Below are 24,930 nucleotides of genomic sequence, written 5' to 3' on the forward strand. Positions count from 1 at the left end.
AAAGTGACGATCGGCTTTTGGACAAGATCGTGCTCAACAGAAGACGGAGCATCATTCCGATTCGATCGGCATGGAGCAAGCTCCAGCGGAGGGGACATGGCTGAGATGGCAGTGCAGCGGGCATCGGGACGCGGCATCTGGGGATGGATGCTGTTCGACTGGGCGGCACAGCCGTTTTTCACGGTCGTCACCACCTTCATCTTCGGTCCTTATTTCGTCTCGCGCATGGCCAGCAATCCGGAGACCGGGCAAGCGGCCTGGGGCTACGGCATTGCCGCCGCCGGCCTCGTCATTGCCGTTTTGTCGCCGGTCCTCGGCTCGATCGCCGATCAGACCGGACCACGCAAACCGTGGATAGCCTTCTTCGCCGCGGTCAAGATCACCTGCCTCACTCTGCTGTGGTTCGCCGCGCCCGGCTCTAATCTTTTTCTGGTCGTGGCGTTGTTCTCGCTGGCGTCGGTCGCGGCGGAATTCTCGACCGTGTTCAATGATTCGATGATGCCGCGCCTGGTGCCGAAGAGCGACATCGGCAGGATCTCGAACATGGCCTGGGGGCTCGGCTATCTCGGCGGCATGATCGCGCTGATCTTCGTCGTTACCGTCATGGCCGGCTCGCCTGAAACCGGCAAGACCGTCGTTGGGCTCGACCCGATCTTCGGCCTCGATCCCAGGCTAGGCGAGGACGCGCGCGCCACCGGACCGTTGTCGGCGGCCTGGTATTTCCTGTTCATCCTGCCGATGTTCTTCTTCACGCCTGATGCGATCAAAGGCATTCCAATCGGGCCGGCGGTGCGCGAGGGACTATCGGAACTGAAGTCGACGCTGGCCGAAGTGCGCAAGCGTAGCGGCATTTTTCGCTTTCTCGTCGCCCGCATGATCTATCAGGACGGCGTCAACGCACTGCTGGCGCTGGGCGGAACGTTTGCGGCGGCAATGTTCCATTGGTCGATTACCGAGATCGGCCTGTTCGGCATCATCCTCAACGTCGTTGCCATCGTCGGCTGCCTGGTTGCCGCACGCCTCGACACAGCACTGGGGTCCAAGACCATAGTGATGATTTCGCTTGTCATGCTGAGCATTGCCACCATCGGCATCGTCTCGACCGGCCCGGGCTATACGCTGTTCGGTGCCTGGGTGATGCCCGGACTGGACGGCGGGGGATTGTTCGGCACGGCGGCTGAAAAAGCCTACATTTTCTACGGCCTGCTGATCGGGCTTGCCTTCGGGCCGGTGCAGGCATCGTCGCGCTCCTACATGGCGCGCAGCGTCACCGCTGCCGAATCGGGCCGCTATTTCGGCATCTATGCGCTGGCCGGCCGGGCAACGAGTTTTGCCGCACCCTTCATGGTGGCCACGATCACCCTGGCCAGCGGCTCAGCGCGGCTCGGCATGGCGGCGATTGTGCTGTTCCTCGGCGCCGGCATGGCGATCCTGATCGGCACGCCCTATCCGGCGGATCGGCCCGCGGAGTGAGCTTACCCCCGTGGGAGGGTAGATCCGCGAAGCGGAGCGGGGTGGGGGCGGCGCTGCCCCACCCCGTCTCACGAACTTTGCTTCGCAAAGATCCTACCCTCCCCACGAGGGGGAAGGGAGGGAGTTCAATGCCGGAAGTGCCTCACTCCGGTGAAGACCATGGCAATGCCGTGGGCGTCGGCAGCGGCGATGACATCGTCGTCGCGCATCGAGCCGCCAGGCTGGATCACGGCAGTGGCGCCGGCTTCGATTGCCGACAAAAGCCCATCCGCGAACGGGAAAAAGGCATCCGAGGCGACGACCGAGCCCTTGGTCAAAGGCTCCGTCAGACCGGCAGCCTCGGCCGCGTCGAGCGCCTTGCGCGCGGCGATGCGCGAGGAATCGACCCGGCTCATCTGGCCGGCGCCGATGCCGACTGTGGCGCCATCCCTGGCATAGACGATGGCATTCGACTTGACGTGCTTTGCCACGCGAAAAGCGAATTTCAGATCGGCCAATTCGGCCGGCGTCGGAGCGCGCCTGGTCACCACTTTCAGGTCGAGGTCATCCACCACCGCATTGTCGCGGCCCTGGACCAGCAAGCCGCCGGCAACCGATTTTAAGCCAAGGCCCGCCGCGCGCGGGTCGGGCAGGCCGCCGGTGACCAGCAGGCGTAGATTCTTCTTGGCGGCAATGATGCGGATTGCTTCTTCGGACGCCTCCGGTGCGATGATCACCTCGGTAAAGGTCTTGACGATCTCTTCGGCGGTTGCGGCATCGAGGATGCGGTTCATGGCGACGATGCCGCCGTAGGCCGAGACCGGGTCGCAGGCCAGCGCCTTGGCATAGGCCGCGTGCAGCGAAGCGTCCTCAGCGACGCCGCACGGGTTGGCGTGCTTGATAATGGCAATTGCTGCGGAGCGTGACGGATCGAACTCGCCGACCAGCTCGAAGGCAGCGTCGGTGTCGTTGATGTTGTTGTAGGAAAGCTGCTTGCCCTGAAGCTGGCGCGCCGTGGCGACGCCCGGCCGCCTGTCACCATTGACATAGAAGCCGGCGCCCTGATGCGGGTTTTCGCCATAGCGCATCACCGATTGCAGCTTGCCGCCGAAGGCGCGCCATGTCGGATGCTCGATCTCAAGCGCCTCGGCGAACCATCCCGAGATCGCCGCATCGTAGGTGGCGGTGCGGGCAAAGGCCTTGGCTGCCAGCTTCTTGCGGAAATCCAGCGATAACGAGCCGAAATTCATCTCCAGCGCGTTGAGCACCGAGGCATAGTCATCGGGGTCGGTGACGATGCCGACATAGGCGTGGTTCTTGGCCGACGCACGGATCATCGCCGGGCCGCCGATGTCGATGTTCTCGACTATCGCCGCGTAGTCGGCGCCGGAGCGACGCACCTCTTCGAACGGATAGAGATTGGAGACGACGAGATCGATCGGCTCGATGCCGTGGTCGCGCATCGCCGCGGCGTGCTCGGGATCGTCGCGAACACCGAGCAGTGCGCCGTGCACCGACGGGTGCAGCGTCTTGACGCGGCCGTCCATGATCTCGGGAAAGCCGGTGAGCTCGGACACGTCGCGCACCGCCATGCCTGCCTCGGCAAGCGCCCTTGCGGTGCCGCCGGTCGAGACCAGCTCGACGCCGGCCGAAACCAGCGCCCTGGCGAAATCGATCAGGCCGGTCTTGTCGAAGACGGAGAGCAGCGCGCGACGGATGGGTACAAGGTCGGGCGCGGGAATATTCTTGGCGGCGACGGCCATGGGCTGGCGGCCTTTCCAGTTCTGGTTGGAGAGCGTCCGCGGGCCGTAGCATATGAGGCCCGGAAATCAAGCCGCAAGGCTTGATCAGTGTCTGCCGTTGCCACCGGCTTCAGCTTTTTCCGGACGGCCGGCGATGATGGTGCGCGTCAATTGCCAGTGGACCTCGGAAATTTCCGAGGCCTTGAACGCAAGCACGATCTGGCGGCTGCGGCGCGGGCCGCCGAGTCCGGCGAAATAGATCGATTCCTCGACCTCGGGCGCCACTTCGGTAGAGGTAAACACCCAGGTGTCGGCGTGGTCGGCGGCCAGCACCAGACGGTCATGCTCATCCTGGAGCAGGTTTATGTCGGGATGGACATGGAAACGCACCGTAACGAAATCACGGCCATTGTTGCGGATAGAAGCGCCGCCCGGCCGCAGGAAGCGATCCCTGCCAGCAAGCACATTGCCCTCGGTCGATAATTTCAGCTCACGCTCATGCAGGAAGCCGAAGCGCGCCACATAGCCGTCATGGCGAGCGATGAAGCCTTGGCTGCCCCTCTGGTCGGTGCGCTTGCAAGGTACATGCTGCGGTCCGCCGATCAAAGGCGTGCCGAGCAGGTCGTTGACGCGCAGGGAGTGGTTGAAGCGCGCCGACGACGTGTCGTTGATGGTGGCGGTCGAGTGGGCGGCGGTGGCGCGCGCAAGCGGCCGGAACTCGGCGGCGCCATAAGTGTCTATTCCGGCATTGACGATGTAGTGCTGGCGGCCCGACGACAATTCGAAGGCGAGGCATCCGGCGTGAGCGGCATTGGATACGTCGACGGGGGGTGGCGGGCCGGTATCGGCGATCACCGTGACACCGCCCATCGACAGGCGCTCATAACCCGAATGCGGCGCGTGCAGCAACGGTGCGCCGGCGGTGTCGTCGTGATGCAGGATGCTGGCGATACGGTCGTGAATGGTGGCGCCCATGCCGTTGAAGCGGGCAAGGCTGCCATCCTGATGGCGAAAGAAGCGCAGTGCCGGCAGCATCCGGTCGATGGCGCCGATCAGGGCGGCCGGCGGCGTCTCGGCCTGATTGGCGTATGTCTGGCGCAACGGCAGAAGGTCGGCGAGGATTTCAAGCACGGTCATCGGATTGCGCGAGATATGGCCTCCGTCAGGCAGGATCTGGCGGTCGAGCTCCTCGGCGAGATTGCGGGTGGCACCGCGCAGCGCCGAGGCCGGCGCCGGCAGCGACAAAGCGGCAAAGGCCAGCGCAATGCGCGCGCGCAGCCTGTCCTTGCCGTCCGGCATCTCGCGCGCCATGGCGCGCAGATAGCGGATCTGGACGGCGAGCGATTTCAGGAAGGCGCGGTAGAACGGAAATTCGGCGCCCTGCAACACGATCGAGGAATGCTGCAGCCAGGCAATGACACGCTTGGCCGTCGTGCCGGGCTCCCAGGCGACGCCGGAAATATGGCTGCCATGGATTGCAATCCAGTCGGAAACCAGCGCCCGCGCGTTGGCGGCGGCGAGTTCGGTGCCGGCGGCGCGCATATGGCGCAGCCAGCGAAAGCCATGCAGCGTCTTTTGCCAGCCGGGGTTGGGCACGTCGATCTGGAAGGGCGATTTGCCACCGGTCTCGACCAGATGCCCCGAAAGCGGATAGCGGCCGTAATAGATCTCGAGCGCGATCTGAGGATCGGCGAGGCGCAGGTCCGGCGGGGCAATCAGGACGCGCTCGGGCGTGCGGCCTGAGTAACGCCAGCGATAGAGTGGCCCGGCACGCAAGCGCCGGCGCGTCTTGCGCCAGAACTCCCTCGCGACAAGCGTCCACAGACGCGTCGTGTTACCGGCAGCGATTGCCAAAACCCCTCCTGATCGTCCTCACCCAAGCACAAGTTTATATGATTCAAGAACTTGTGCGAAGGCGAATTCCGCGGCAGCGTGGCCGTTCAGCCTGTTTTCCATGCCTCCTCGCCCCAAGAAGTCGGATGGCGCTTCAAGATCGGCCCTTAGCCGGCTCTGCGCATGCGGGCGGCGAAGAAGCCGTCCAGCCCGGAGCGGCCCGGCGACTCTAGCTCCAGATCGGCAGGCGTGGTGCGCAACGTGCCTTGCGGCGTCAGGAACGGGTCGATGCCGGCGATCTCACCCGGCCGAAGCGGGTCGTCGACAATCTCCGCATTGCCGGCGAGAAAGTCGCGATAGAGCTCTTCGCCTTCCAGCGGATCGAGCGAGCAGTTGGAAAAGACGATGCGTCCACCATGCTTGACCAAGGTGACGGCGCGGGCAAGCAGCCGGCGTTGCAGGTCGGCCAGTTTTTCGACGTCGGCCGCCGTCTTCGTCCAGGGGACGTCGGGATGCCGCCGCACCGTGCCGGTCGAAGAGCAAGGTGCGTCGAGGAGGACGGCGTCGAAGAGGTCCTTCGGCTCGTATTTGAGCAGATCGGCCTGGACGATCTCGGCGGCCAGACCGAGCCGTTCGAGGTTCTGCGTCAGCCGTGCCAGCCGCGTTTTGGACATGTCGAGCGCGGTGACGTGGGCGCCGGCGAGGATCAACTGGGCGGTCTTGCCGCCGGGGGCGGCACAGAGGTCGGCGATTCGCAAACCATTGACGTCGCCGAACAGCCGGGCCGGCAGGCTGGCCGCCGCGTCCTGAACCCACCAGGCGCCTTCCGCGAAACCGGGCAGTTCGGTAACGGAAGCGCTGAGCTTTTCCACCCGCACCGTGCCGGTCGGCAAGACAAAGCCGCCGAGCCGTTCGGCCCACAGCGCCGGGTCCGACTTGACCGAGAAATCGACCGGTGCCTCATGGCGATGGGCGAGCAGTATCTGCCTGGCCTTGTCGAGGCCGTAGACCGTTTTCAAACGGTCGGAAAACCATTTTGGCGCCTCGTCGGTAGCGGCAAGTGCGGCCGCGAGCTCTTCCTGCTTGGCCCGCGCCAGCGTGCGCAGCACGCCGTTGACGAGGCCGGAAAAGCGCGCCGTGCGCGGATCGGACTTGGCGTGCGTCACGGCGAGGTCGACTGCGGCGCTGTCGGGAACATCGAGGAACAGGATCTGCGCCGCCGCCACATGCAAGATGTGCGAAAGCGCCGTGGCGTTGGGCGGCAGCGGCTTTTCCAGGCGGCGGGCCAAAAGGCCTGATATGGTCATGCGGTAGCGCAGGGCGGTGACCAGAATCGCACGCACCAGGGCGCGGTCGCGCAAGTCGAGCGCCTTGTATTGCGGATGGCCGTTCTCATGGTCGGTCAGCCCGTCGAGTGGCGTTTTCGCGTCAATGACGGCGGCAAGCAGGCGCGCGGCTGCCTTGCGCGCGGCGAGGCCGGCAACAGCCTCGCCGCCCGAATTGTGTTCACGATCGCCTGAAATTCCGTGCCCGCGCTTCGCTGAACTCACGACCACGGGCCTTTGGGTCCGGTCGGATTGCGTCCCCAGGGATTGGGTCTCGGCTTGGCCGGCTCAGGCGGCCTCTCGGGCCGCGCGGCCCTGTCCCACGGACCAGACGGCTGCTGCCCGGTCCCTTCCGGCGCCGGCATTGGCGTCGCGGCCGCTTCGGGTGCGCCGGCCATTTCGCTCGCCATCCTCTGCAACGCGGCGATGCGGTTTTCTATGCTCGGGTGAGTGGAAAACAAACTGTCCATGCGCTCGCCGGAAAGAGGATTGATGATGAAGAGATGGGCGGTTGCCGGATTGCGCTCGGCATCCGGGTTGCGGATGCGTTCGGCGCCCCGCGCGATCTTGTCAAGTGCCGAGGCGAGCCACAGCGGGTGTCCACAGATTTCGGCACCGCGCCGATCGGCCTCGTATTCGCGGGTGCGGCTCACCGCCATCTGCACGATCATGGCGGCCAGGGGCGCGACGATCATCGCCACCAGCACGCCGACGATGCCAAAGGAATTGTTGTTGTCGCGGTTGCCGCCAAAAAAGAAGGCGAAATTGCCGAGCATCGAAATTGCGCCGGCAAAGGTGGCGACGATCGTCATGGTCAGCGTATCGCGGTGCTGCACATGGGCAAGCTCGTGCGCCATCACCGCCGCGACTTCTTCATGCGAGAGCTGCTCGAGCAGGCCGGTGCTGGCGGCGACAGCGGCATTTTGCGGATTTCGGCCGGTGGCGAAGGCGTTGGGCTGAGGATTGTCGATGAGATAGGTTCTCGGCATCGGCAGGCCGGCACGTTGCGCGAGACCCTTCACGATGGCGTAATATTCAGGCGCGTTGCGTTCGTCGACCTCGATCGCACGGTGCATCGACAGCACCATCTTGTCGGCGTTCCAATAGCTGAACAAATTGGTGCCGGCGGCGATCAGCAAGGCAATCATCATGCCGCCGGATCCGCCGACCAGATAGCCGACACCCATGAACAGGGCCGTCATTGCGGCCAAAAGCATGGCGGTGCGAAGGGTGTTCATCGTCTGCTCCGTTCTGGCCCAACAAAGGGGTCGATCCTTGTGGGCCCATCGCTATATGATGGGAAACAGCGGTTCCCGTTTCAATCGGGGGCCTGTTTCAATCTAGCGGAAGATCGCATGATCGACGAAACCAGCACAACGAATGCTAACGGCGAGCCGCAAAAGCCGCTGACGCCAGCAGCACGGCGTGCCTTGGCCGAGGCCGAGGCCCGGCGGGAGAAATATCGCGAGAAGGAAGCCGCACAACCGAGAGAGATCGGCGGGCGCGGCGGCAAGGAGCCCGGCCGCTACGGCGACTGGGAGGTCAAGGGCCTGACCAGCGACTTTTAGCCCAGGCAGGGTGCTAGTTAAACAGGCAGCGCGGCCCGCTCCACTTCGATGGCAATCCAGCCGCTGGAATCGACGGCGATGCCAATCGCTTCATAGCCGGCGATGGTGGCATGTGGCGTCTCCAACGGATGCCGGTGCGTGGCGCTGATCACCACGATTGCGGCGCCCGCGGCTTCGGCCGCCGCAATGCCGGCCGGCGCGTCCTCGAAGACGAGGCAGTCGCCCACATCGACGCCGAGCCGTTCGGCCGCCAGCTGGAAGCAGTCGGGCGCCGGCTTGCCGCGGGATACGTCCTCCGCCGCAACGATCACGGCGGGAGCCGGAATACCGGCGGCCTGCAGGCGCAGCAGGGCGAGCTCGCGCGGTGCCGAGGTGGCGATCGCCCAGCTTCCGGGCGGCAGCGACGCCAGGAAGGCCGCGGCGCCCGCAATCGGGCGAATGCCCTCGACATCGGCCGCCTCGGCCTGCAGAAGCGAATCGGCTTCGCGGGCAGGATCGACGCCTCGGAGCGCCAGCCGGCCGATGGTCTCGATCGCCCGCACGCCGTGGATGGTCGGCAGGAATGCAGCGACGTCAAGACCTTGCCGATGCGCCCAAGCTGCCCAGACCCTTTCCGCCGCGGCAATCGAATTGAGAATCGTGCCGTCCATATCGAACAGGAAGGCCGCGAATTTTCTGCCTGCAAACATCGGTTTTTCCGGGGTCATCTTGGAGGGATTATTTCGAAAGACGCGTGTCGATCGACCGTAACGTTGCCGCGTCCGTATGGGAAGCCGCGAGGGCGTCGTTTTCGACGTTCGCAAGGAACCGCCGCACACTCTCCTGCGTTGACCAGCACTATCTTCCATGACGATCGTAGGGGGACGGCGATGCTGATCAGGCTCGGCTATGAAATTGCCATTGAATGCGCTGCAGCCACGCCGGTCGTTTCGCTGCTCGAGATCCACAGGGATCGCCAGGCCGACATCAAGCGGCAGACGCGCGTGCTGACGTCGCCGTCGGTTCCAACCAGGGTCTACCACGATCTTTTCGGCAATAGCTGCCGCCGCTTCACGGCGCCGGCCGGAAGCTTTCGCATCCTCTATGACGCGGTGGTCGAGGACAGCGGCGAGCCGGACGAAGTCAACACGCTGGCCAGGGAAGTCCCGGTCGCCGAATTGCCGGACGAGGTGCTCGGCTATCTGCTCGGCAGCCGTTACTGCGAGACCGATCATCTCGGTGATCTGGCGTGGCAACTTTTCGGCCAGCGTCCGCCGGGCTGGGCGCGGGTGCAGGCGATCGTCGACTATGTCCACAACCGGCTGTCGTTCGGCTACGGCTATGCGCGCTCGACCCGCACGGCGGCGCAGGCGCATGAGGAACGCGTCGGCGTCTGCCGCGATTTTGCCCATCTGGCGATCACGCTCTGCCGCTGCATGAACATCCCGGCCCGTTACGTGAACGGCTACCTCGGCGATATCGGCGTGCCCGCCGATCCGGCGCCAATGGATTTCTCGGCGTGGGTGGAAGTGTTCCTCGAGGGCAGATGGTACACTTTCGATCCTCGCCACAATGTGCCGAGGATCGGCCGCGTCGTCATCGCCCGCGGCCGCGACGCCACCGACGTGCCGCTGCTGCACAGTTTCGGCCCGCATCGGCTCAGCCTGTTCAAGGTCTGGACGCACGAGCAGGAAGGCAATCTGTTCAAGCCGCCTTATCGTGGCGTCGACAAGACCGTCAGCGCACGGATGCTGGCCTAGTCTTTCGGGACACATTCACAGTCCGTGTTTCCATTTCCCGCCACCGCGGTCGTGCTGAACCGGTTCGATACATCTCGTCTGTACCGGATTGGGACGCAGTCCAGTCGTCCTGAATTGCGAGCCTGATCTTGGTAAGCGCTTTGTCAACAAAGCCGCGCCGACGCAGCTTTCGTTTACCCGCTGTTTACCTTGCCGCCGCTCGAAACCGTTTGGAAACAATGCGTGGGCGGGAGCCGGTCGCTTTCCCGCGCCCGGCGGCGCGATCCGGCCGGATTCCTGCAATGCACGTTCGGACAGCTGCAGGCTGTAGCGAATGGAGGCGGAAGGAATGCGGCGTTTCGGGGGTCTTGTTCAGGCGATCGGCGGCTTTGCCGGGGATCGCAGCGGAAATTTCGCGGTGCTGTTTGGGATAATCGGCTCGGTGTTGGCACTGAGTGTCGGCTTTGCCGTCAACTTATCCCAACTCTACAATGTGAAATCGAGCCTGCAGGGCGTGGTCGATGCGGCGGTCACCTCGACGGCCCGCGACTTGACAACCGGCGTCATCAGCGAGACCGACGCCAGCAAATCGGTGCAGGCCTTTCTCGACGCCAACAGCATGGCGGGTATCCTGCAGGACAACCAGATCGTTCTCGATAATCTGGTTGTCGACAGGACAGCCAAGACTGTCCAGGCGGACGCCCATGTCAACGTCAACTACTATTTCCCGCTTTTCAGCACGGGTGGCATGCAGCGCGTCCCCGCATCTACGACGGCGCTCTATTCGGACAAGCAGATCGAAGTCGCGATGATGCTGGACGTGACCGGGTCGATGGCCGGCCAGAAAATCATCGATCTGCGGACGGCTGCGGCGAATGCCGTCGACAGCTTCCTGGGCGGCCAGGACCCTGCCAACCCGCGAGTGCGCGTCTCCATCGTGCCCTACGCGAATTCGGTGAATGCCGGCGCGCTTGCCGCCAGCAGCGTCTATGTCGAAACCTCCACCAGCCAGCGCAAGCAGGCGCCCGGCAATGGCGCCGTACAGTATGTCTCCGGCTTTGTGCGTCCGGACAATTGTGCCACCGAGCGCAAAGGGACCTATCAGTATTCGGATGCAGGCCCCGACGTCAGCATGGTCAATCGCGACTACCTGCTGTCATCCTTCGCCTGGCAGACCGGCACGGCTGCCTGCCCTGCCGCCGCGTTGAAACCGCTGACGGCGGACGCCACGGCGCTCAAGAACGTCATCAAGACCTTTGTCGCGTCGGGTGGCACCGCCGGCCATGTCGGCGTGCAGTGGAGCTGGTACATGCTTTCGGAAAACTGGGGCAGTGTGATGAAAGCCTCGGAACGGCCGGCCAAGATGGATCCAAAGAAGGTTGCCAAGATCGCGATCCTGATGACCGATGGCGAATTCAACCTGTCCTATTTCGACGCCAGCACCGTCGGTGACGTCTACAATAGCGCGGGCAAGGAGCCGCCCCGCACGGCGGCCAAGACACTCTGCGCTGCGATGCGCAACAAGGGCATCGAGATATTCACCATCGGGTTTGACCTAAACGAAACGAATGCCAAGGCGACGCTCCAGGATTGCGCGAGCCCGGACACCGCCAAGATCAAGCACTTTTATCAGGCGGCCAATGGAACCGAACTCAACCAGGCTTTCCAGGATATAGCCCGCAACGTCGAGATGTTGACCGTAACCAAATAAGGGACAACAGCCCAAAAAGAAAAGGCCGCCGCTTCTCGCGAAGCCGGCGGCCTTCCGTGTTTCCGTCCATGGCGCGGCTCCTGGCTGCGACACTGGTCGCCAGCCGCGCATCTCGCGCCTTAACGGGAAGACTGCTTCCCGAAAGTGCGATCCGCTGAGGCCACGTTCTGGAAAACGAAATCACTCGACATCGGATCACCTCCTTTCGATTTGTTGAACACTTCCTCATGATGGGGTGTCATCCGGCAAATGGCAAGGCGCGGCACCCGAAAATCCTGAACAAGCGTGCTTGCGCGCCCAAGCGGCTTGCGGCCCGCCGATCGGGCAGGCAAGATCGAGCCGCTATTGTTCCGGGCCACTATTTTGCCGGGTAAGGGAGGACGGGGATGGAAGCAGCCGAGAGAGCGGCCCGGATTGTTCGGACGGTCATCGAAACGCTGAAGCCGAGTTTCGCGGTGAGGCTGTGGACAGGCGAGCGGATCGGCCCGGCTACCGGCCCGGTGCTCACCATCAACGACCAGGACATCGTCTGGCAGATCGTACGTCGGCCCTCTTTATCGACGCTGATCGAGATGTGGATTGCCAAGGCGGTCGACGTCGAAAACGGATCGCTGTTCGATTTCTACGCCTTGCCCACGCATGGCAAGCTCAGGACCAAGCTCAAGACATTGCCGAAGCTGGCGATCCTGCGCGACCTGCCGGCGGTGCTGTTTTCGCGAAAACAGATGACCGCGCGAACCGATCTTTCCGGCCGCAATCCTTACGTCAGCGGTTCGAGCAAAGAGGCGATCCAGCATCACTACGACATTTCCAACGCATTCTACCGGCTCTTCCTCGACGAGCGCATGGTCTATAGCTGCGGCTACTTCAAGGATTTCGCCAACGATATCGATCAGGCCCAGAGAGACAAGCTCGACCATATCTGCCGCAAGCTTCGGCTGAAGCCCGGCGAAAAACTGCTCGACATAGGCTGCGGCTGGGGAGCAATGCTCATTCATGCGGTGAAGAATTATGGCGTCGTCGGCCACGGCGTCTCGCTGTCGGAGGCACAGACCGAGCTCGCCCGCGAACGCATCCGCGCCGAGGGGCTGGAGGACCGCATCACCATCGAGATCAAGTCCTATGCCGAGCTGTCCGGCTCCTTCGACAAGATCTCGTCGATCGGCATGTTCGAGCATCTGGGGCTTGCCAACCATGCGGCCTATTTCTCGAGGATCCATCGCCTGCTCAAACCCGGCGGCATCTATCTGCACCACGCCATCACTCGGCGCGACAAGGGCAACATGAAGAAGACGCTGCGCAAGGGGCCGGAATTCAAGGCGCTGATCAAATACATTTTTCCGGGCGGCGAACTCGATACGATCGGCATGACGCTCGGCAATCTCGAGGCGCACGGCTTCCTCGTCTACGACGTCGAAAATTTGCGCGAGCACTATGCGCGCACCTGCAGGCTGTGGGCAGAGCGTCTCCACGCACGCTTTGACGAAGCCATCGCCGAGGTCGGCGAAGCCAAGGCGCGGCTCTGGCTGCTTTATCTCACCGGCTGCTCGATTACCTTCGAACGCGCCTCGGCGCAGATTTTCCAGACCGTCGCCACAAGGCGCGCGCGTGGGCCGAGCGGGCTGCCGCCGACGCGGGCAGATTTATATCGATAACTACAGAAGGCGTATCGTGGCGCCGATCTCGACGCGAGCCGATCGATCGACGGTGCAGTAGACACCGAGATTATGGGCGTTGTGGCGGACCAGGCTGCGCAGGATTGCCGGGTCGTGGTCGAACCCGTCCTGGCCAATGATGGTGAAGCCGCAGCGGCGGCACGGCTCGGAGATGGTCAGGAGCAGGTCGCCGATTGCCAGCTTGCGCCCGATCCATTCCGTCTCGGGGAACGACCCCTCGACCTCCGGCATATCGACGACGATGTTGGGGCGGAAGCGGCGCGGGTCGGCGGCGCCTTCCGGATGCAACGCCTTCAGGCGCGCCAGCGAAGTGGTGGTCAGGAGGTGGATGGGCGCCTTGCGGTAACTCTCGCCGGTCAGAAGGCCGGCGTAGTCCGGCGCATCTTTCTGGCGAAACGGCCGGATCGAGGCCGCGAAGCCGAGAAAGGCGGAAACGGCTCGGTCACATTCGGCTCCGGGCGCTGGCAGCCAATCGCCCTGCGGTGTAGCAATCTCGAGTTGGCGGGCTCGCGACAACCGGGTCCGAATGAGCGGCACTTTGTGCCATTTCGCCTCGCGGTCAGGCCGCGCGATCTCACCGTCAGAGGCGTCGACAAGGCCGAACAGGCGATCGCCGTCGATGGTTTCAGGGCCGACGGAGATCACGTCCTGGCGTTCGCCGGCGAGCGAACTCGCCGGATAGCGCCAGAGCTCGCTGACAGTGCCGATCTCCGTCGAGGCAGGCATCTCAGGCCCTCTTGTTCTGCCGGTTGGCGATCAGGTCGTCGACGACCGCCGGATCGGCCAGCGTCGAGGTGTCGCCGAGCGTGGCAAAATCGTCCTCGGCGATCTTGCGCAGGATGCGCCGCATGATCTTGCCGGAACGGGTCTTCGGCAGGCCGGGCGCGAACTGGATCTTGTCAGGCGAAGCGATGGCGCCGATCTCCTTGCGGACATGGGCGACGAGCTCCTGGCGCAGTTCCTCGCTTGGCGTCTCGCCGGCCATCAGCGTGACATAGCAGTAAATGCCCTGGCCCTTGATATCGTGCGGGTAGCCGACGACGGCGGCCTCCGAGACCTTCTCATGCGAAACCAGCGCCGATTCGACCTCGGCGGTGCCCATGCGGTGGCCGGAGACGTTGATGACGTCGTCGACGCGGCCGGTGATCCAGTAGTAGCCGTCAGCATCGCGGCGGCAGCCGTCACCGGTGAAGTACCTGCCCTTGTAGGTCGAGAAATAGGTCTGCACGAAGCGGTCGTGATCGCCATAGACGGTGCGCATCTGGCCCGGCCACGAGTCGGCAATACAAAGATTGCCGCTGGCTTCGCCTTCCAGCACCTTGCCGTCGGCATCGACCAGCTGCGGGTTGACGCCAAAGAAGGGCCGCGTCGCCGAACCCGCCTTGAGGTGGGTGGCGCCCGGAACCGGCGTGATCATGATGCCGCCGGTCTCGGTCTGCCACCAGGTGTCGACGATCGGCACCTTGCCGTTGCCGACGACGTTGAAATACCACTCCCAGGCTTCCGGATTGATCGGCTCGCCGACGGTGCCGAGCACGCGCAGCGACTTGCGCGACGTTTTGGTGACATGGGCATCGCCGGCGCCCATCAGCGCGCGCAGCGCGGTCGGTGCGGTGTAGAAGATGTTGACCTTGTGCTTGTCGATCACGTCCCAGAAACGCGACTGCGACGGGTAGTTCGGCACGCCTTCGAACATCAGCGTGGTGGCGCCGTTGGCGAGCGGCCCGTAGACGATGTAGCTGTGGCCGGTGACCCAGCCGACATCGGCGGTGCACCAGTAGATATCGCCGTCATGATAGTCGAAGACATATTGGTGGGTCATCGAGACATAAACGAGATAGCCGGCCGTGGTGTGCAGCACGCCCTTCGGCTTGCCGGTCGAGCCGGATGTGTAGAGGATGAAGAGCGGGTCCTCGGCGTTCATCTTCTCGGGCTTGCATTCGGCCTTAACCGTGGCGACCTCGTCATGGTACCAGACGTCGCGCCCGACGGCCCAGCCGGTCTTGCCGCCGGTGCGGCGTACTACCAAGACCTTTTCGACTTTCGTTCCGGCCTTGGCGGCGATCTCGATCGCCTTGTCGGTGTTGTCCTTCAACGGGATCGACTTGCCTCCGCGCAGGCCTTCGTCGGCGGTGATGACGAAGGTCGACTTGCAGTCGTCGATGCGTCCGGCCAGCGCATCCGGCGAAAAGCCGCCGAAGACGACCGAATGAATGGCGCCGATGCGCGTGCAGGCGAGCATCGCATAAGCGGCCTCCGGGATCATCGGCATGTAGATGGTGACGCGGTCGCCCTTCTTGACGCCGTGCTTCTTCATCACATTGGCGAGGCGGCAGACATGCGCGTAAAGCTGGTTATAGGTGATCTTCCTGTCGTCGTAGGGATTGTCGCCTTCCCAGATGATAGCGGTCTGGTCGCCGCGCTTCTTCAGATGCCTGTCGATGCAGTTCCAGGAAACGTTGGTCTGGCCATCCTCGAACCATTTGATTGAGACCTTGCCGTCGAAGGACGTGTTCTTGACCTTGCTGTACGGCTTGAACCAGTCGATGCGCTTGCCGTGCTTGCCCCAGAACTTGTCCGGGTTCTTGACGCTGTCGGCGTACCATTTCAGGTAGGTGTCGCTGTCAATCAGCGCGTTCTTCTTCCACGCCGGCTGGACGCGATGGACATGAACATCGGACATTTCTTCGCCTTCCTCCCCAAAACCAAACCGCCGGCTTGACTGCCGGCAGGATCGCAGCGATGCGGCCGCGAATTCGCGCGCATTATTAACAGTTCGGCCGCGACGGCAACATTAGACGTTGGATTCGCGCGGCGGGATGCCGCAGGCGCTTTACCAGGCGGTGTCAGCACTCTCGTTAGGCGGCTGCTAAGCGCATGTTTTTGCGGGAGAAATCTGGTTCGATCATAGAAATATCAATAGACGATTAAGCAAATCGGGTGCACAATTTCAGGCTGGGAGGAAGGAGAATCAACCAAGGGACCGCAATGCGCGACCATTCCGAAATGGACCTGATGCTCAAGGGCTATGGCTTGACCACGGCCAAGATTCTTTATCACTTTCCCGATCATCCGCATCTGCTGCAGAGCTTCATCTGGCAGGATTACGACATCGCCCCGAAATTTCCGGTGCTGATCCGCTTCATCGAGTTCTGGAAGGCCAAGCTCGAAGGCCCGCTGCATTCGGTCAGCTACACGCACCACAAGCTGATCGCGCCGAACGAATGGCGCAAGGTCGACGGCGAGTTCGTGCTGCATTAGCCGGGCGGGCGGCAGCCTGGGAGCCGCCGCCCAGCTTTTGGAGCGTCAGATTGCGGGCGGGTTCAGCCGGGCAAACCCCTCCTGCCGGCGATAGGGAAAATACGGGTAGGGTGCGGTGACCTCACTTGCCGTGTCGAGCTTCTCCATCTGCTCGGCTGTCAATGACCATCCGACGGCGCCGAGATTCTGGCGCAACTGCTCCTCGTTGCGCGCGCCGATGATGACGGAGGCGACGGTCGGCCGCTGCAGCAGCCAGTTGATGGCGATCTGCGGTACGGTCTTGCCGGTTTCCTCGGCGATAACGTCAAGCGCGTCGACCACCCGATAGAGATGCTCGTCCTCGACGGGCGGTCCGAAGCTTACCGTGTCGTGCAGCCGACTTTTCTCAGGCAGCTTCTGGCCACGGCGGATCTTGCCGGTCAAGCGGCCCCAGCCGAGCGGGCTCCACACCAACGCACCGACGCCCTGATCGAGGCCGAGCGGCATCAACTCCCATTCATAATCGCGTCCGACCAGCGAGTAATAGACCTGATGGGCGACGTATCGGGGATAGCCATGTCTATCCGCCAGGCCGAGCGACTTCATCACTTGCCAGCCGGAAAAATTGGAGACGCCGACATAACGCAGCTTGCCGGCGCGCACGAGACTGTCCAGCGTCGACAGCACCTCCTCGATCGGTGTTGCGGCGTCGAAAGCGTGCAGTTGCAGCAGGTCGATGTAGTCGGTGTCAAGACGCCTCAGCGCGTCTTCGACTGCCTTGATTAGGCGTGAACGTGACGAGCCGGCATCGTTGGGACCGTCGCCCATCGGCAGCGAGGTCTTGGTCGAGATCAGCACGGCGTCGCGGCGGCCCTTGATGGCAGCGCCGAGCACTTGTTCGGAAGCGCCATTCGAATAGACATCGGCGGTGTCGAACAAGTTGACGCCGGCCTCAAGGCAGATGTCGACCAGCCGTCGCGCTTCCGTCGCATCGCTGTTGCCCCAGGCGCCGAACAGCGGGCCTGAACCGCCGAAGGTTCCAGCGCCGAACGAGAGCGCCGGGACCTTCAGGCCCGATGCGCCAAGATTTCGATAATCCATGGGTTTGCTCCTTGTGGAAGGATGGCTGTTTCAAAGATTGGTTGAGCTTTGCCGTTCTATGACCGAGCGATTTCCGGTGTGGCGAGGACGGGATCTCGGTCGAGGCGCAGCGCAAACGCCGCCACGGCGAGCGCTGAAAGCGGTAACAGGGCCGCGACCCAGGTGACGGCACCGAGGCCGGGACCATGGGCGATGACCAAGCCGCCGAGCCAGGCGCCGGCCGCATTGCCGAGGTTGAAGGCGGCGATGTTGAAGGATGAAGCTAGGCTCTGGCCGGCGCCTTGTGCCTTTTCCAGTACCCACATCTGCAGCGGCGCCACGGTGGCGAAGGCGGCGGCGCCGAGCAGGCCGACATAGATAACGGCCATGACCTGGCTGTGCAGGGCGAAGGTCATGGTGCCGAGCACCAGTGCCAGGACGACGAGACTGCCGAGAACGGAAGGTACCAGCCAGCGGTCGGCGAACTTGCCGCCGGCGAGGTTGCCGGCGATGAGGCCGCCGCCGAAGACCAGCAGGATAGGCGACACCGCTGCTTCCTCAAAACCGGTGATCTCGGTCAGCAACGGGGCGATGTAGGTGAAGACGGCGAAGACGCCGGCATAGCCAAGCACGGTGGTGGCAAAGCCAAGCAGGACAGGCGTGCGGCCGAGCACGGCGAGATCGGCGCGCAAATTGCTCTTCTCAGGCTCTGTTCGGCTGCGCGGCACCAGCAGGAGAATGATGGCGAAGGCGGCGATGCCGACCAGGGTCACCGCCCAGAAGGTCGCGCGCCAGCCGAAGGCCTGCCCGAGCCATGTGCCGAAGGGCACGCCGAGGATATTGGCGATGGTCAGGCCGGTGAACATCAGGGCGATTGCCGAGGCTTTCTTGTTGGGCGCCACCAGTCCGGTCGCCACGACCGAGCCGACGCCGAAGAAGGTGCCGTGGGCGAAGGCGGTCAGCACGCGCGCACCCATCAGCGTCCAGTAGTCTGGGGCAAGTGCACAAGCGAGGTTGCCCAGCGTGAAGATCGCCATCAGCGCCAGAAGCACGGTTTTGCGCGGCCAGCGGCCGGTTACGATCGTCAGCAGCGGCGCGCCGATGACAACGCCGAGCGCATAGCCGGAAATCAACTGGCCGGCAGCTGAGATCGAGACGCCGAGGTCGGTGCTGACGTCGAGCAGCAGGCCCATGATGACGAATTCGGTGACGCCGATGCCAAAGGCACCGGCGGCAAGAGCGTAAAGAGCGAGGGGCATGGCGGTTCCCACTTCGATGACGACCGGTTTTGACGACGGGCGCCGTGTCCTCCCACGCCCCAATCCGGAAGATCGTGCCGCGATGTGCTGTGAACCAGCCTTGCATCGGGCACATCGTCTGTGAAATAGATTCACCAATGGCCAGGCCCGAAATCAATCGCTCCGGCGAGATCGAAGTGTTCGTCCGCGTCGTCGAGGCGGGCAGCTTTTCGGCCGCTGCCCGCGCGTTACGGATGACGCCGTCGGCGGTGAGCAAGCTGATCGCGCGGCTGGAGGCGCGGCTTGGCGCGCGGCTGGTCAGCCGTTCGACGCGCAAGCTGCAACTGACGCCGGAGGGGGCGGCGTTCTTCGACAGCGGAGTGCGTATCCTGGCCGACATGGCAGCGGCCGAGCGCGAGGCAGCGGCGGGTGCCGCGCCGCGTGGCCGGCTGCGGATTAACAGCTACGTGCCTTTCGGACAGCATCGGCTGATCCCGCTTTTGCCGCGTTTTCTGGAGCGCTACCCCGAAATCTCGGTCGATCTGGTGTTGACCGACGATGTCATCGACCTGATGGAGGAGCGCGCTGACGTCGCCATCCGCGCCGGGCCGCTCGGCGAATCACGGCTGGTGGCGCGCAAGCTCGGGCAGAGCCGGGTGGTCGTCGTTGCGGCGCCATCGTATCTCGAAGCGCGTGGCACGCCCAAGACGCCCGCCGATCTCGATCGTCACAACCGGATGGGCTTCCGTTTCGTACGTCACCTCGAGGGCTGGCCTTTTATCGACGCGGCCGGCAAGCCGACCACCCTGTCGATCATCGGAAATACGCTGGTCAGCGACGGCGAGGCGATGCGGCTGGTGGCGCTCTCTGGGGCGGGCATCGCCCGGCTGGCACGTTGGCACGTGGAAGCCGACATTGCCGCCGGCCGGCTTCTGCCGCTGCTGGAAGAGTTCAACCCCGGCGACGAGGAACTCACCCACGCCGTCTATGTCGGCCAAGGCAAGCATCTGCCGGCGCGGGTGCGGGCCTTTTTGGACTTTTTGGTCGAGACTGTCCGGCTGACCTGAGCCCAAAACGATCGGGAGCCTGCCGGCTCCCGAAGCATCAAATCGAAAGTAAGATTAACTACTTTTTCGGCACAAAGGGCGCCGGATGCCGACCGGCCGCATGACGCTCCAGCATCCAGCCGGGGTATTCGGCGGGCAGGGCACTGACTTCGTCGAGCCGAACAAGGTCATCGGCATCGAGCTGCAACTCGGTGGCCGCAAGGTTCTGTTCCAGCTGCTCCATGCGGCTGGCGCCGATGATGACGCTCATCACGAATGGCTTGGCCAGGACATAGCCGAGCGCCACCGTGGCGACGCTGACGCCGTGCTTGGCGGCGATCTCGCGCATGACGGCGACCGCTGCCCAGGCCCGGTCCTCGTTGACCGGCGGGAAATTGAAGCTGGCGCGGCGGCCCTCGCCATTGCCGGGGGCGCCCGGTCCGTATTTGCCGGAGAGCAGGCCGCCAGCCATCGGCGACCAGACCATCAACCCGAGCTTCTCCTCGTTGAGCAGCGGCACGATCTCGCGCTCGAGATCGCGGCCGGCAATCGAGTAATACGACTGGACGGTCTCGAAGCGGGCAAAGCCCTTGCGCTCGGCAATACCCAGCGCCTTGGCAATGCGCCAGGCCTGCCAGTTCGAGACGCCGACATAGCGGACCTTGCCGGCGGCAACCAGGTCGTCGAGCGCCCGCAGTGTCTCGTCGATCGGCGTCACTGTGTCGGTGCCGTGCAGTTGGTAGAGATCGATGTGATCGAGCTGTAGCCGCTCGAGGCTGCTCTCGACCGAATCCATGATGTGGCCGCGCGAGGAACCGCGCTGGTTCGGGCCGCCGCCCATGGCGCCATGAACCTTGGTGGCGATGATCACGTCCTGTCGGTTGACGCCAAGGTTCCTGAGCGACTGGCCGAGAAGCCGTTCCGAGGCGCCGAAGGAATAGACATCCGCCGTGTCGAAGAAATTGACGCCGGCGGCGAGCGAGCGGGCGACGATCTCGTCGACGCCCTTCTGGTCGAGGCTGGCGATCAGGCCCCATTGGGCATTCTCGCCAGCGGCGCCGAACGTCATCGTGCCGAGGCAAAGTTCGGAGACGAACATCCCGGTATTTCCAAGTTGATTGTAACGCATGGTGGCTCCAGACGGGTTGAGAATAACTCGACCCATATAGGAACGAAACGTTCCGTTTCTATACGCTGGCTTAGTCAATGTCGGTCTGTGGCCTAAGGCCGGCTGCGCCTCATCTGGCGCCGAAAATCGCCGATCCAACCCTGACACTGGTCGCGCCGAAGGCGATCGCGGTCTCGTAGTCGCCGGACATGCCCATCGAGAGCTTGTCGACGCCGGCCTCGGTGCTGAGCTTCTCCAGCAGCGCGAAATGTGGGCCGGGGTTCTCGTCGGCCGGTGGGATGCACATCAGGCCCTCGACGGAGAGACCATGGACATCGCGGCAGCGGGCGACGAACGCGACGGCCTCGCGCGGCTCTATGCCGGCCTTTTGCGGCTCGGAGCCGGTGTTGACCTGGACATAGAGCCTTGGTGACCGGCCCTGCCTGGCGATTTCCTTGGCGAGTTCGGCGGCGATCTTTTCCCGGTCGACGGTTTCGATGACGTCGAACAGCGCGACCGCTTCCTTTGCCTTGTTCGATTGCAGCGGACCGATCAGATGTAGCTCGATGTCGGGAAACACCGCCCTCAGGGCCGGCCATTTGGCTTGTGCTTCCTGGACGCGGTTTTCGCCGAAGACGCGCTGGCCGGCCTCGATAACCGGGCGGATATCGGTGGCATCGAAGGTCTTCGAGACCGCGACCAGTGCCACAGCTCCGGCGTCGCGTCCGGCCTCGCGCTCGGCGGCAGCGATCCTTGCCTTGATGGTGAAAAGCTGTTCGACGGCGCTCGCCATGCCTATATCCTGCCTGTGTTTGGCTTTTCGCCGGATCGCCGCAGTTGACGGGTCCGGTAATCCATGGTGAACACCGCGACGACATTTTGAGCCGCACGGGCATTGTCCGGCGGCTCGTGCATGCTTTTAAGTGAAAAACACCCGATGGCAACCGAACGATACAATCCGCGCGCGTCAGAGCCCAAATGGCAGAAGGCCTGGGACGCCAAGAAGCTGTTCGAAGCCGACAACGACGACCCGCGCCCGAAATACTACGTGCTGGAGATGTTCCCCTATCCGTCGGGGCGCATCCATATCGGCCATACCCGGAACTATACGATGGGCGACGTGGTGGCACGTTACAAGCGGGCCAAGGGTTTCAACGTGCTGCACCCGATGGGCTGGGACGCCTTTGGCATGCCAGCCGAAAACGCGGCGATGCAGAACAAGGTCCACCCCAAGGACTGGACCTATCAGAACATTGCCGCCATGCGCGAGCAGCTCAAGGTCATGGGCCTGTCGCTCGATTGGGCGCGAGAATTCGCCACCTGCGATGTCGACTATTACCACCGCCAGCAGATGCTGTTCCTCGATTTCGTCGAGAAGGGGCTGGTGACGCGAAAATCCTCCAAGGTCAACTGGGATCCGGAGGACATGACGGTGCTTGCCAACGAGCAGGTCATCGACGGTCGCGGCTGGCGCTCGGGCGCGCTGGTGGAACAGCGCGAGCTGACGCAGTGGTTTTTCAAGATCTCCGACTACGCGCAGGATCTGCTGGATTCGCTCGATCAACTCGACGACTGGCCGGAAAAAGTGAAGCTGATGCAGGCGAACTGGATCGGCCGTTCGGAAGGCCTGCTGATCCGCTGGCCGCTGGCCAAGCCAGTCGCCGGCGAGCATGAGCTCGAAGTCTATACGACCAGGCCCGACACCATCTTCGGCGCCTCCTTCATGGCGATTGCGGCCGACCATCCGCTAGCCAAAAAGGCCGCCGAAGACAATCCGGCGCTGGCAAAGTTCATCGACGAGGTCCGCCATATGGCCACCTCGGTGGCGGCATTGGAGACGGCCGAGAAGAAGGGTTTCGATACCGGCATCCGCGTCATCCATCCGTTCGACGAGAACTGGACGCTGCACGTCTACGTCGCCAATTTCGTGCTGATGGACTACGGCACCGGTGCCATTTTCGGCTGCCCGTCCGGTGACCAGCGCGACCTCGACTTCGCCAACAAATACGGCCTGCCGGTCATTCCGGTGGTGATGCCGGAAGGCGAGAATCAAGGAAGCTTCCAGATCATCGACGAGGCCTATGTCGGCGACGGCGTGATGATCAATTCGCGCTTCCTCGACGGCATGAAGCCGGATCAGGCATTCGACGAGGTGGCGAAGCTGCTCGAACAGAAGACCATCGGCAACCGGCCGATGGCCGAGCGCAAGGTGAATTTCCGCCTGCGCGACTGGGGCATTTCGCGCCAGCGCTATTGGGGCTGCCCGATCCCGATGATCCATTGCGAGGATTGCGGCGTGGTGCCGGTGCCGAAAGCCGACCTGCCGGTCAAGCTGCCGGATGACATCGAGTTCGACCGGCCTGGCAATCCGCTCGATCGCCATCCGACATGGCGGCACGTCAAATGCCCGCGTTGCGGCAAGGATGCGCGGCGCGAAACCGACACGATGGACACATTTGTCGATTCTTCGTGGTATTTCGCGCGCTTCACCGCGCCCTGGGCCAACGATCCGACCGATCCCAAGGCCGCGACTGAATGGCTGCCGGTCGACCAGTATATTGGCGGCATCGAGCACGCGATCCTGCATTTGCTCTATTCGCGCTTTTTCACCCGCGCCATGCGCGAGACCGGCCATGTCGATCTCGCCGAGCCGTTCAGGGGCCTGTTCACGCAAGGCATGGTGGTGCACGAGACCTATCGGGTCGGTGGCGCCTCGAACGGCCGCTGGCTTGCGCCAAGCGAGGTCAGGCTGGAAGACGCCGACTGCAAGCGCCGCGCCTTCGAAATCGCCACCGGCGAAGAGGCGGTGATCGGTCCGCTCGAAAAAATGTCGAAGTCGAAGAAGAATACGGTGAGCCCGGAAGAGATCACCGACGGCTACGGCGCCGATACGGCGCGCTGGTTCATGCTGTCGGACTCGCCGCCCGAGCGCGATGTCGAATGGACCGACGAGGGCGCCGCCGGCGCGCACCGCTTCATCCAGCGCATCTGGCGCCTGGTGTCGACGGCTGCCGAATCGCTCGCCGGAGTTCGGCCAGAGGCGGCGAAGGACGGCGAGGCTGGGACAGTGTCCAAGGCGGCGCACAAGATCCTGAAATCGGTCGGCGAGGATATCGAAAAGCTCGCCTTCAACCGCGCCATCGCGCGCATCTACGAGCTCGCCAATGCCTTGACCGTGCCGCTCAACGAGGCGGCAGAGGGCAAGGCCGGTCCGGCGCTGCAAGCGGCCTGCCGTGAGGCCGTCGAGATCCTGGTGCACCTGATCGCGCCGGTCATGCCGCATCTGTCCGAAGAGTGCTGGCAGACGCTCGGCGGCACCGACCTTGTCGCCGAACGGCCCTGGCCGGACTACGATCCGTCGCTTGTCGTCGACGCCGAGATCGTGCTGCCGGTCCAGGTCAACGGCAAGAAGCGCGGCGATTTGACAATTGCCCGCGACGCGGACCAAGGTGCGGTCGAAAAAGCGGTTCTGGCCCTCGACTTCGTGCAGAAAGCGCTCGAAGGTAAGGCGCCGCGCAAGGTGATCATCGTGCCGCAGAGGATCGTCAATGTTGTTGCCTGATCCGAAAAAAGCGGAGCTGACGCTGCGCCGTGTCGTGCTTTGCGGGCTGCTCGCGTCGGTGGCGCTGGTTTCCGCCTGCACGGTGCGGCCGCTCTATTCAAGCGCGCCGCTGGTCGCCGGCTCGCAGGTCGGCGCTGCTGCCGAACTGGCATCGATCTCGGTCAAGCCGGTCAAGACCCGCTACGCCCAGCAGGTCCGCAACAATTTGATCTTCGCGCTCGGCCAGGGCGCCGGCGAGCCGGCTTCGCCGGTCTATTCGCTTGATCTCGGCGTCTCCGAACTCGTCGAATCGGCGGCAATCGAGCAGGTCACGACCGACGAGGACGAGCCGACCGCCGGCACAGTGACGCTGACCGCGAACTATGTGCTCAGCGATGCCAAGACGGGCACGGTCATAGCGAGGGGCAAGCGCTCGATTCCGTCGTCGTACGACAGGCCGCGCCAGGAATTCGCGTCATACCGGGCGCAGATCGACGCCGAGAACCGTGCGGCGCGCGAACTGGCAGATGTGCTGCGGCTGTCGATCGCCCAGGATCTGATCAAGCACGGCAAAACAGTGGCGGGTTAGAACCTCGGCACGGCGGTCGTCGATAAATCTTTCAGCGGCAAGCCTTCGACATTGGCCGAAACA

At 63.6% G+C, this 24,930-nt stretch carries 20 protein-coding genes; 9 read left to right on the plus strand and 11 right to left on the minus strand.

Annotated elements, in window-relative coordinates; translation table 11 throughout:
* The first annotated feature begins 96 nt into the window (after positions 1-96).
* Positions 97-1,473, plus strand: coding sequence for an MFS transporter (locus NKH13_RS00180; protein ID WP_352465602.1), 1,377 nt, complete (start codon positions 97-99; stop codon positions 1,471-1,473).
* Between the two features lie 125 nt (positions 1,474-1,598).
* Here NKH13_RS00180 and purH read toward each other — a convergent pair whose 3' ends face one another.
* From purH to htpX, 4 genes are all read right to left on the minus strand, one after another.
* Entirely contained in the window at positions 1,599-3,215 is a 1,617-nt protein-coding gene (gene purH, locus NKH13_RS00185) for a bifunctional phosphoribosylaminoimidazolecarboxamide formyltransferase/IMP cyclohydrolase (RefSeq protein WP_352909712.1), read from the minus strand.
* A gap of 84 nt (positions 3,216-3,299) precedes the next feature.
* Positions 3,300-5,048 carry a heparinase II/III family protein gene (locus NKH13_RS00190; RefSeq protein WP_352909715.1) on the minus strand — a complete coding sequence of 583 codons (1,749 nt, stop codon included), beginning with the start codon at positions 5,046-5,048 and terminating at the stop codon, positions 3,300-3,302.
* Positions 5,049-5,194: 146 nt separating this feature from the next.
* Complete coding sequence (locus tag NKH13_RS00195) at positions 5,195-6,577, minus strand: RsmB/NOP family class I SAM-dependent RNA methyltransferase (protein ID WP_502908372.1); 1,383 nt, start codon at positions 6,575-6,577, stop codon at positions 5,195-5,197.
* Entirely contained in the window at positions 6,574-7,590 is a 1,017-nt protein-coding gene (gene htpX, locus NKH13_RS00200) for a zinc metalloprotease HtpX (protein WP_352909721.1), read from the minus strand. Before htpX ends, NKH13_RS00195 begins: the two co-directional genes overlap by 4 nt.
* Before the next feature lie 117 nt (positions 7,591-7,707).
* Here htpX and NKH13_RS00205 point away from each other — a divergent pair, with 117 nt between their 5' ends.
* The gene (locus tag NKH13_RS00205) at positions 7,708-7,920 is read left to right on the plus strand and encodes a DUF1674 domain-containing protein (protein ID WP_352909723.1); all 213 of its coding nucleotides are present in this window, start codon (positions 7,708-7,710) and stop codon (positions 7,918-7,920) included.
* Between the two features lie 17 nt (positions 7,921-7,937).
* Here NKH13_RS00205 and NKH13_RS00210 read toward each other — a convergent pair whose 3' ends face one another.
* Complete coding sequence (locus tag NKH13_RS00210; RefSeq protein ID WP_352909726.1) at positions 7,938-8,609, minus strand: HAD-IA family hydrolase; 672 nt, start codon at positions 8,607-8,609, stop codon at positions 7,938-7,940.
* A 180-nt stretch (positions 8,610-8,789) separates the two neighbouring features.
* On the opposite strand from NKH13_RS00210, the gene NKH13_RS00215 reads away from it, so the two are divergent.
* The 3 genes from NKH13_RS00215 (at position 8,790) to NKH13_RS00225 (ending at position 13,004) form a co-directional block, all read left to right on the plus strand.
* Positions 8,790-9,659 carry a transglutaminase-like domain-containing protein gene (locus tag NKH13_RS00215; protein WP_352909729.1) on the plus strand — a complete coding sequence of 290 codons (870 nt, stop codon included), beginning with the start codon at positions 8,790-8,792 and terminating at the stop codon, positions 9,657-9,659.
* Between the two features lie 328 nt (positions 9,660-9,987).
* Complete coding sequence (locus NKH13_RS00220) at positions 9,988-11,349, plus strand: pilus assembly protein TadG-related protein (RefSeq protein WP_352909731.1); 1,362 nt, start codon at positions 9,988-9,990, stop codon at positions 11,347-11,349.
* 386 nt (positions 11,350-11,735) lie between these two features.
* Positions 11,736-13,004 carry a class I SAM-dependent methyltransferase gene (locus NKH13_RS00225; protein ID WP_352909733.1) on the plus strand — a complete coding sequence of 423 codons (1,269 nt, stop codon included), beginning with the start codon at positions 11,736-11,738 and terminating at the stop codon, positions 13,002-13,004.
* Here NKH13_RS00225 and NKH13_RS00230 read toward each other — a convergent pair whose 3' ends face one another.
* Positions 13,005-13,751 carry an MOSC domain-containing protein gene (locus NKH13_RS00230; protein WP_352909735.1) on the minus strand — a complete coding sequence of 249 codons (747 nt, stop codon included), beginning with the start codon at positions 13,749-13,751 and terminating at the stop codon, positions 13,005-13,007.
* 1 nt (position 13,752) lies between these two features.
* Positions 13,753-15,708, minus strand: a complete 1,956-nt coding sequence (gene acs, locus NKH13_RS00235; protein ID WP_352909737.1) for an acetate--CoA ligase — start codon at positions 15,706-15,708, stop codon at positions 13,753-13,755.
* Positions 15,709-16,013: 305 nt separating this feature from the next.
* Between acs and NKH13_RS00240 the strand changes: the two genes are divergently transcribed.
* Positions 16,014-16,286, plus strand: coding sequence for an usg protein (locus tag NKH13_RS00240; protein ID WP_352909739.1), 273 nt, complete (start codon positions 16,014-16,016; stop codon positions 16,284-16,286).
* Between the two features lie 45 nt (positions 16,287-16,331).
* On the opposite strand, the gene NKH13_RS00245 is transcribed toward NKH13_RS00240, so the two are convergent.
* Entirely contained in the window at positions 16,332-17,366 is a 1,035-nt protein-coding gene (locus NKH13_RS00245) for an aldo/keto reductase (RefSeq protein WP_352909741.1), read from the minus strand.
* Between the two features lie 56 nt (positions 17,367-17,422).
* Positions 17,423-18,604, minus strand: coding sequence for an MFS transporter (locus NKH13_RS00250; RefSeq protein WP_352909743.1), 1,182 nt, complete (start codon positions 18,602-18,604; stop codon positions 17,423-17,425).
* A gap of 137 nt (positions 18,605-18,741) precedes the next feature.
* Between NKH13_RS00250 and NKH13_RS00255 the strand changes: the two genes are divergently transcribed.
* Entirely contained in the window at positions 18,742-19,650 is a 909-nt protein-coding gene (locus NKH13_RS00255; RefSeq protein ID WP_352909745.1) for a LysR family transcriptional regulator, read from the plus strand.
* Positions 19,651-19,708: 58 nt separating this feature from the next.
* Here NKH13_RS00255 and NKH13_RS00260 read toward each other — a convergent pair whose 3' ends face one another.
* Together NKH13_RS00260 and NKH13_RS00265 are read right to left on the minus strand one after the other, a co-directional pair.
* Positions 19,709-20,758, minus strand: a complete 1,050-nt coding sequence (locus NKH13_RS00260; protein ID WP_352909748.1) for an aldo/keto reductase — start codon at positions 20,756-20,758, stop codon at positions 19,709-19,711.
* A gap of 109 nt (positions 20,759-20,867) precedes the next feature.
* On the minus strand, positions 20,868-21,530 hold the full coding sequence (locus NKH13_RS00265) for a YggS family pyridoxal phosphate-dependent enzyme (protein WP_352718302.1): 663 nt from the start codon (positions 21,528-21,530) through the stop codon (positions 20,868-20,870).
* A gap of 144 nt (positions 21,531-21,674) precedes the next feature.
* On the opposite strand from NKH13_RS00265, the gene leuS reads away from it, so the two are divergent.
* A complete protein-coding gene (leuS, locus tag NKH13_RS00270) occupies positions 21,675-24,299 on the plus strand; it encodes a leucine--tRNA ligase (protein WP_352909751.1) in 2,625 nt (874 codons plus the stop codon).
* A complete protein-coding gene (locus tag NKH13_RS00275; protein ID WP_352909754.1) occupies positions 24,286-24,867 on the plus strand; it encodes an LPS assembly lipoprotein LptE in 582 nt (193 codons plus the stop codon). The genes leuS and NKH13_RS00275 overlap by 14 nt, the downstream gene beginning before the upstream one ends.
* Positions 24,868-24,930 lie beyond the last annotated feature (63 nt).

Origin of the sequence: Mesorhizobium sp. M1348 (assembly GCF_040317925.1) — a bacterium.
Lineage (GTDB): Bacteria > Pseudomonadota > Alphaproteobacteria > Rhizobiales > Rhizobiaceae > Mesorhizobium.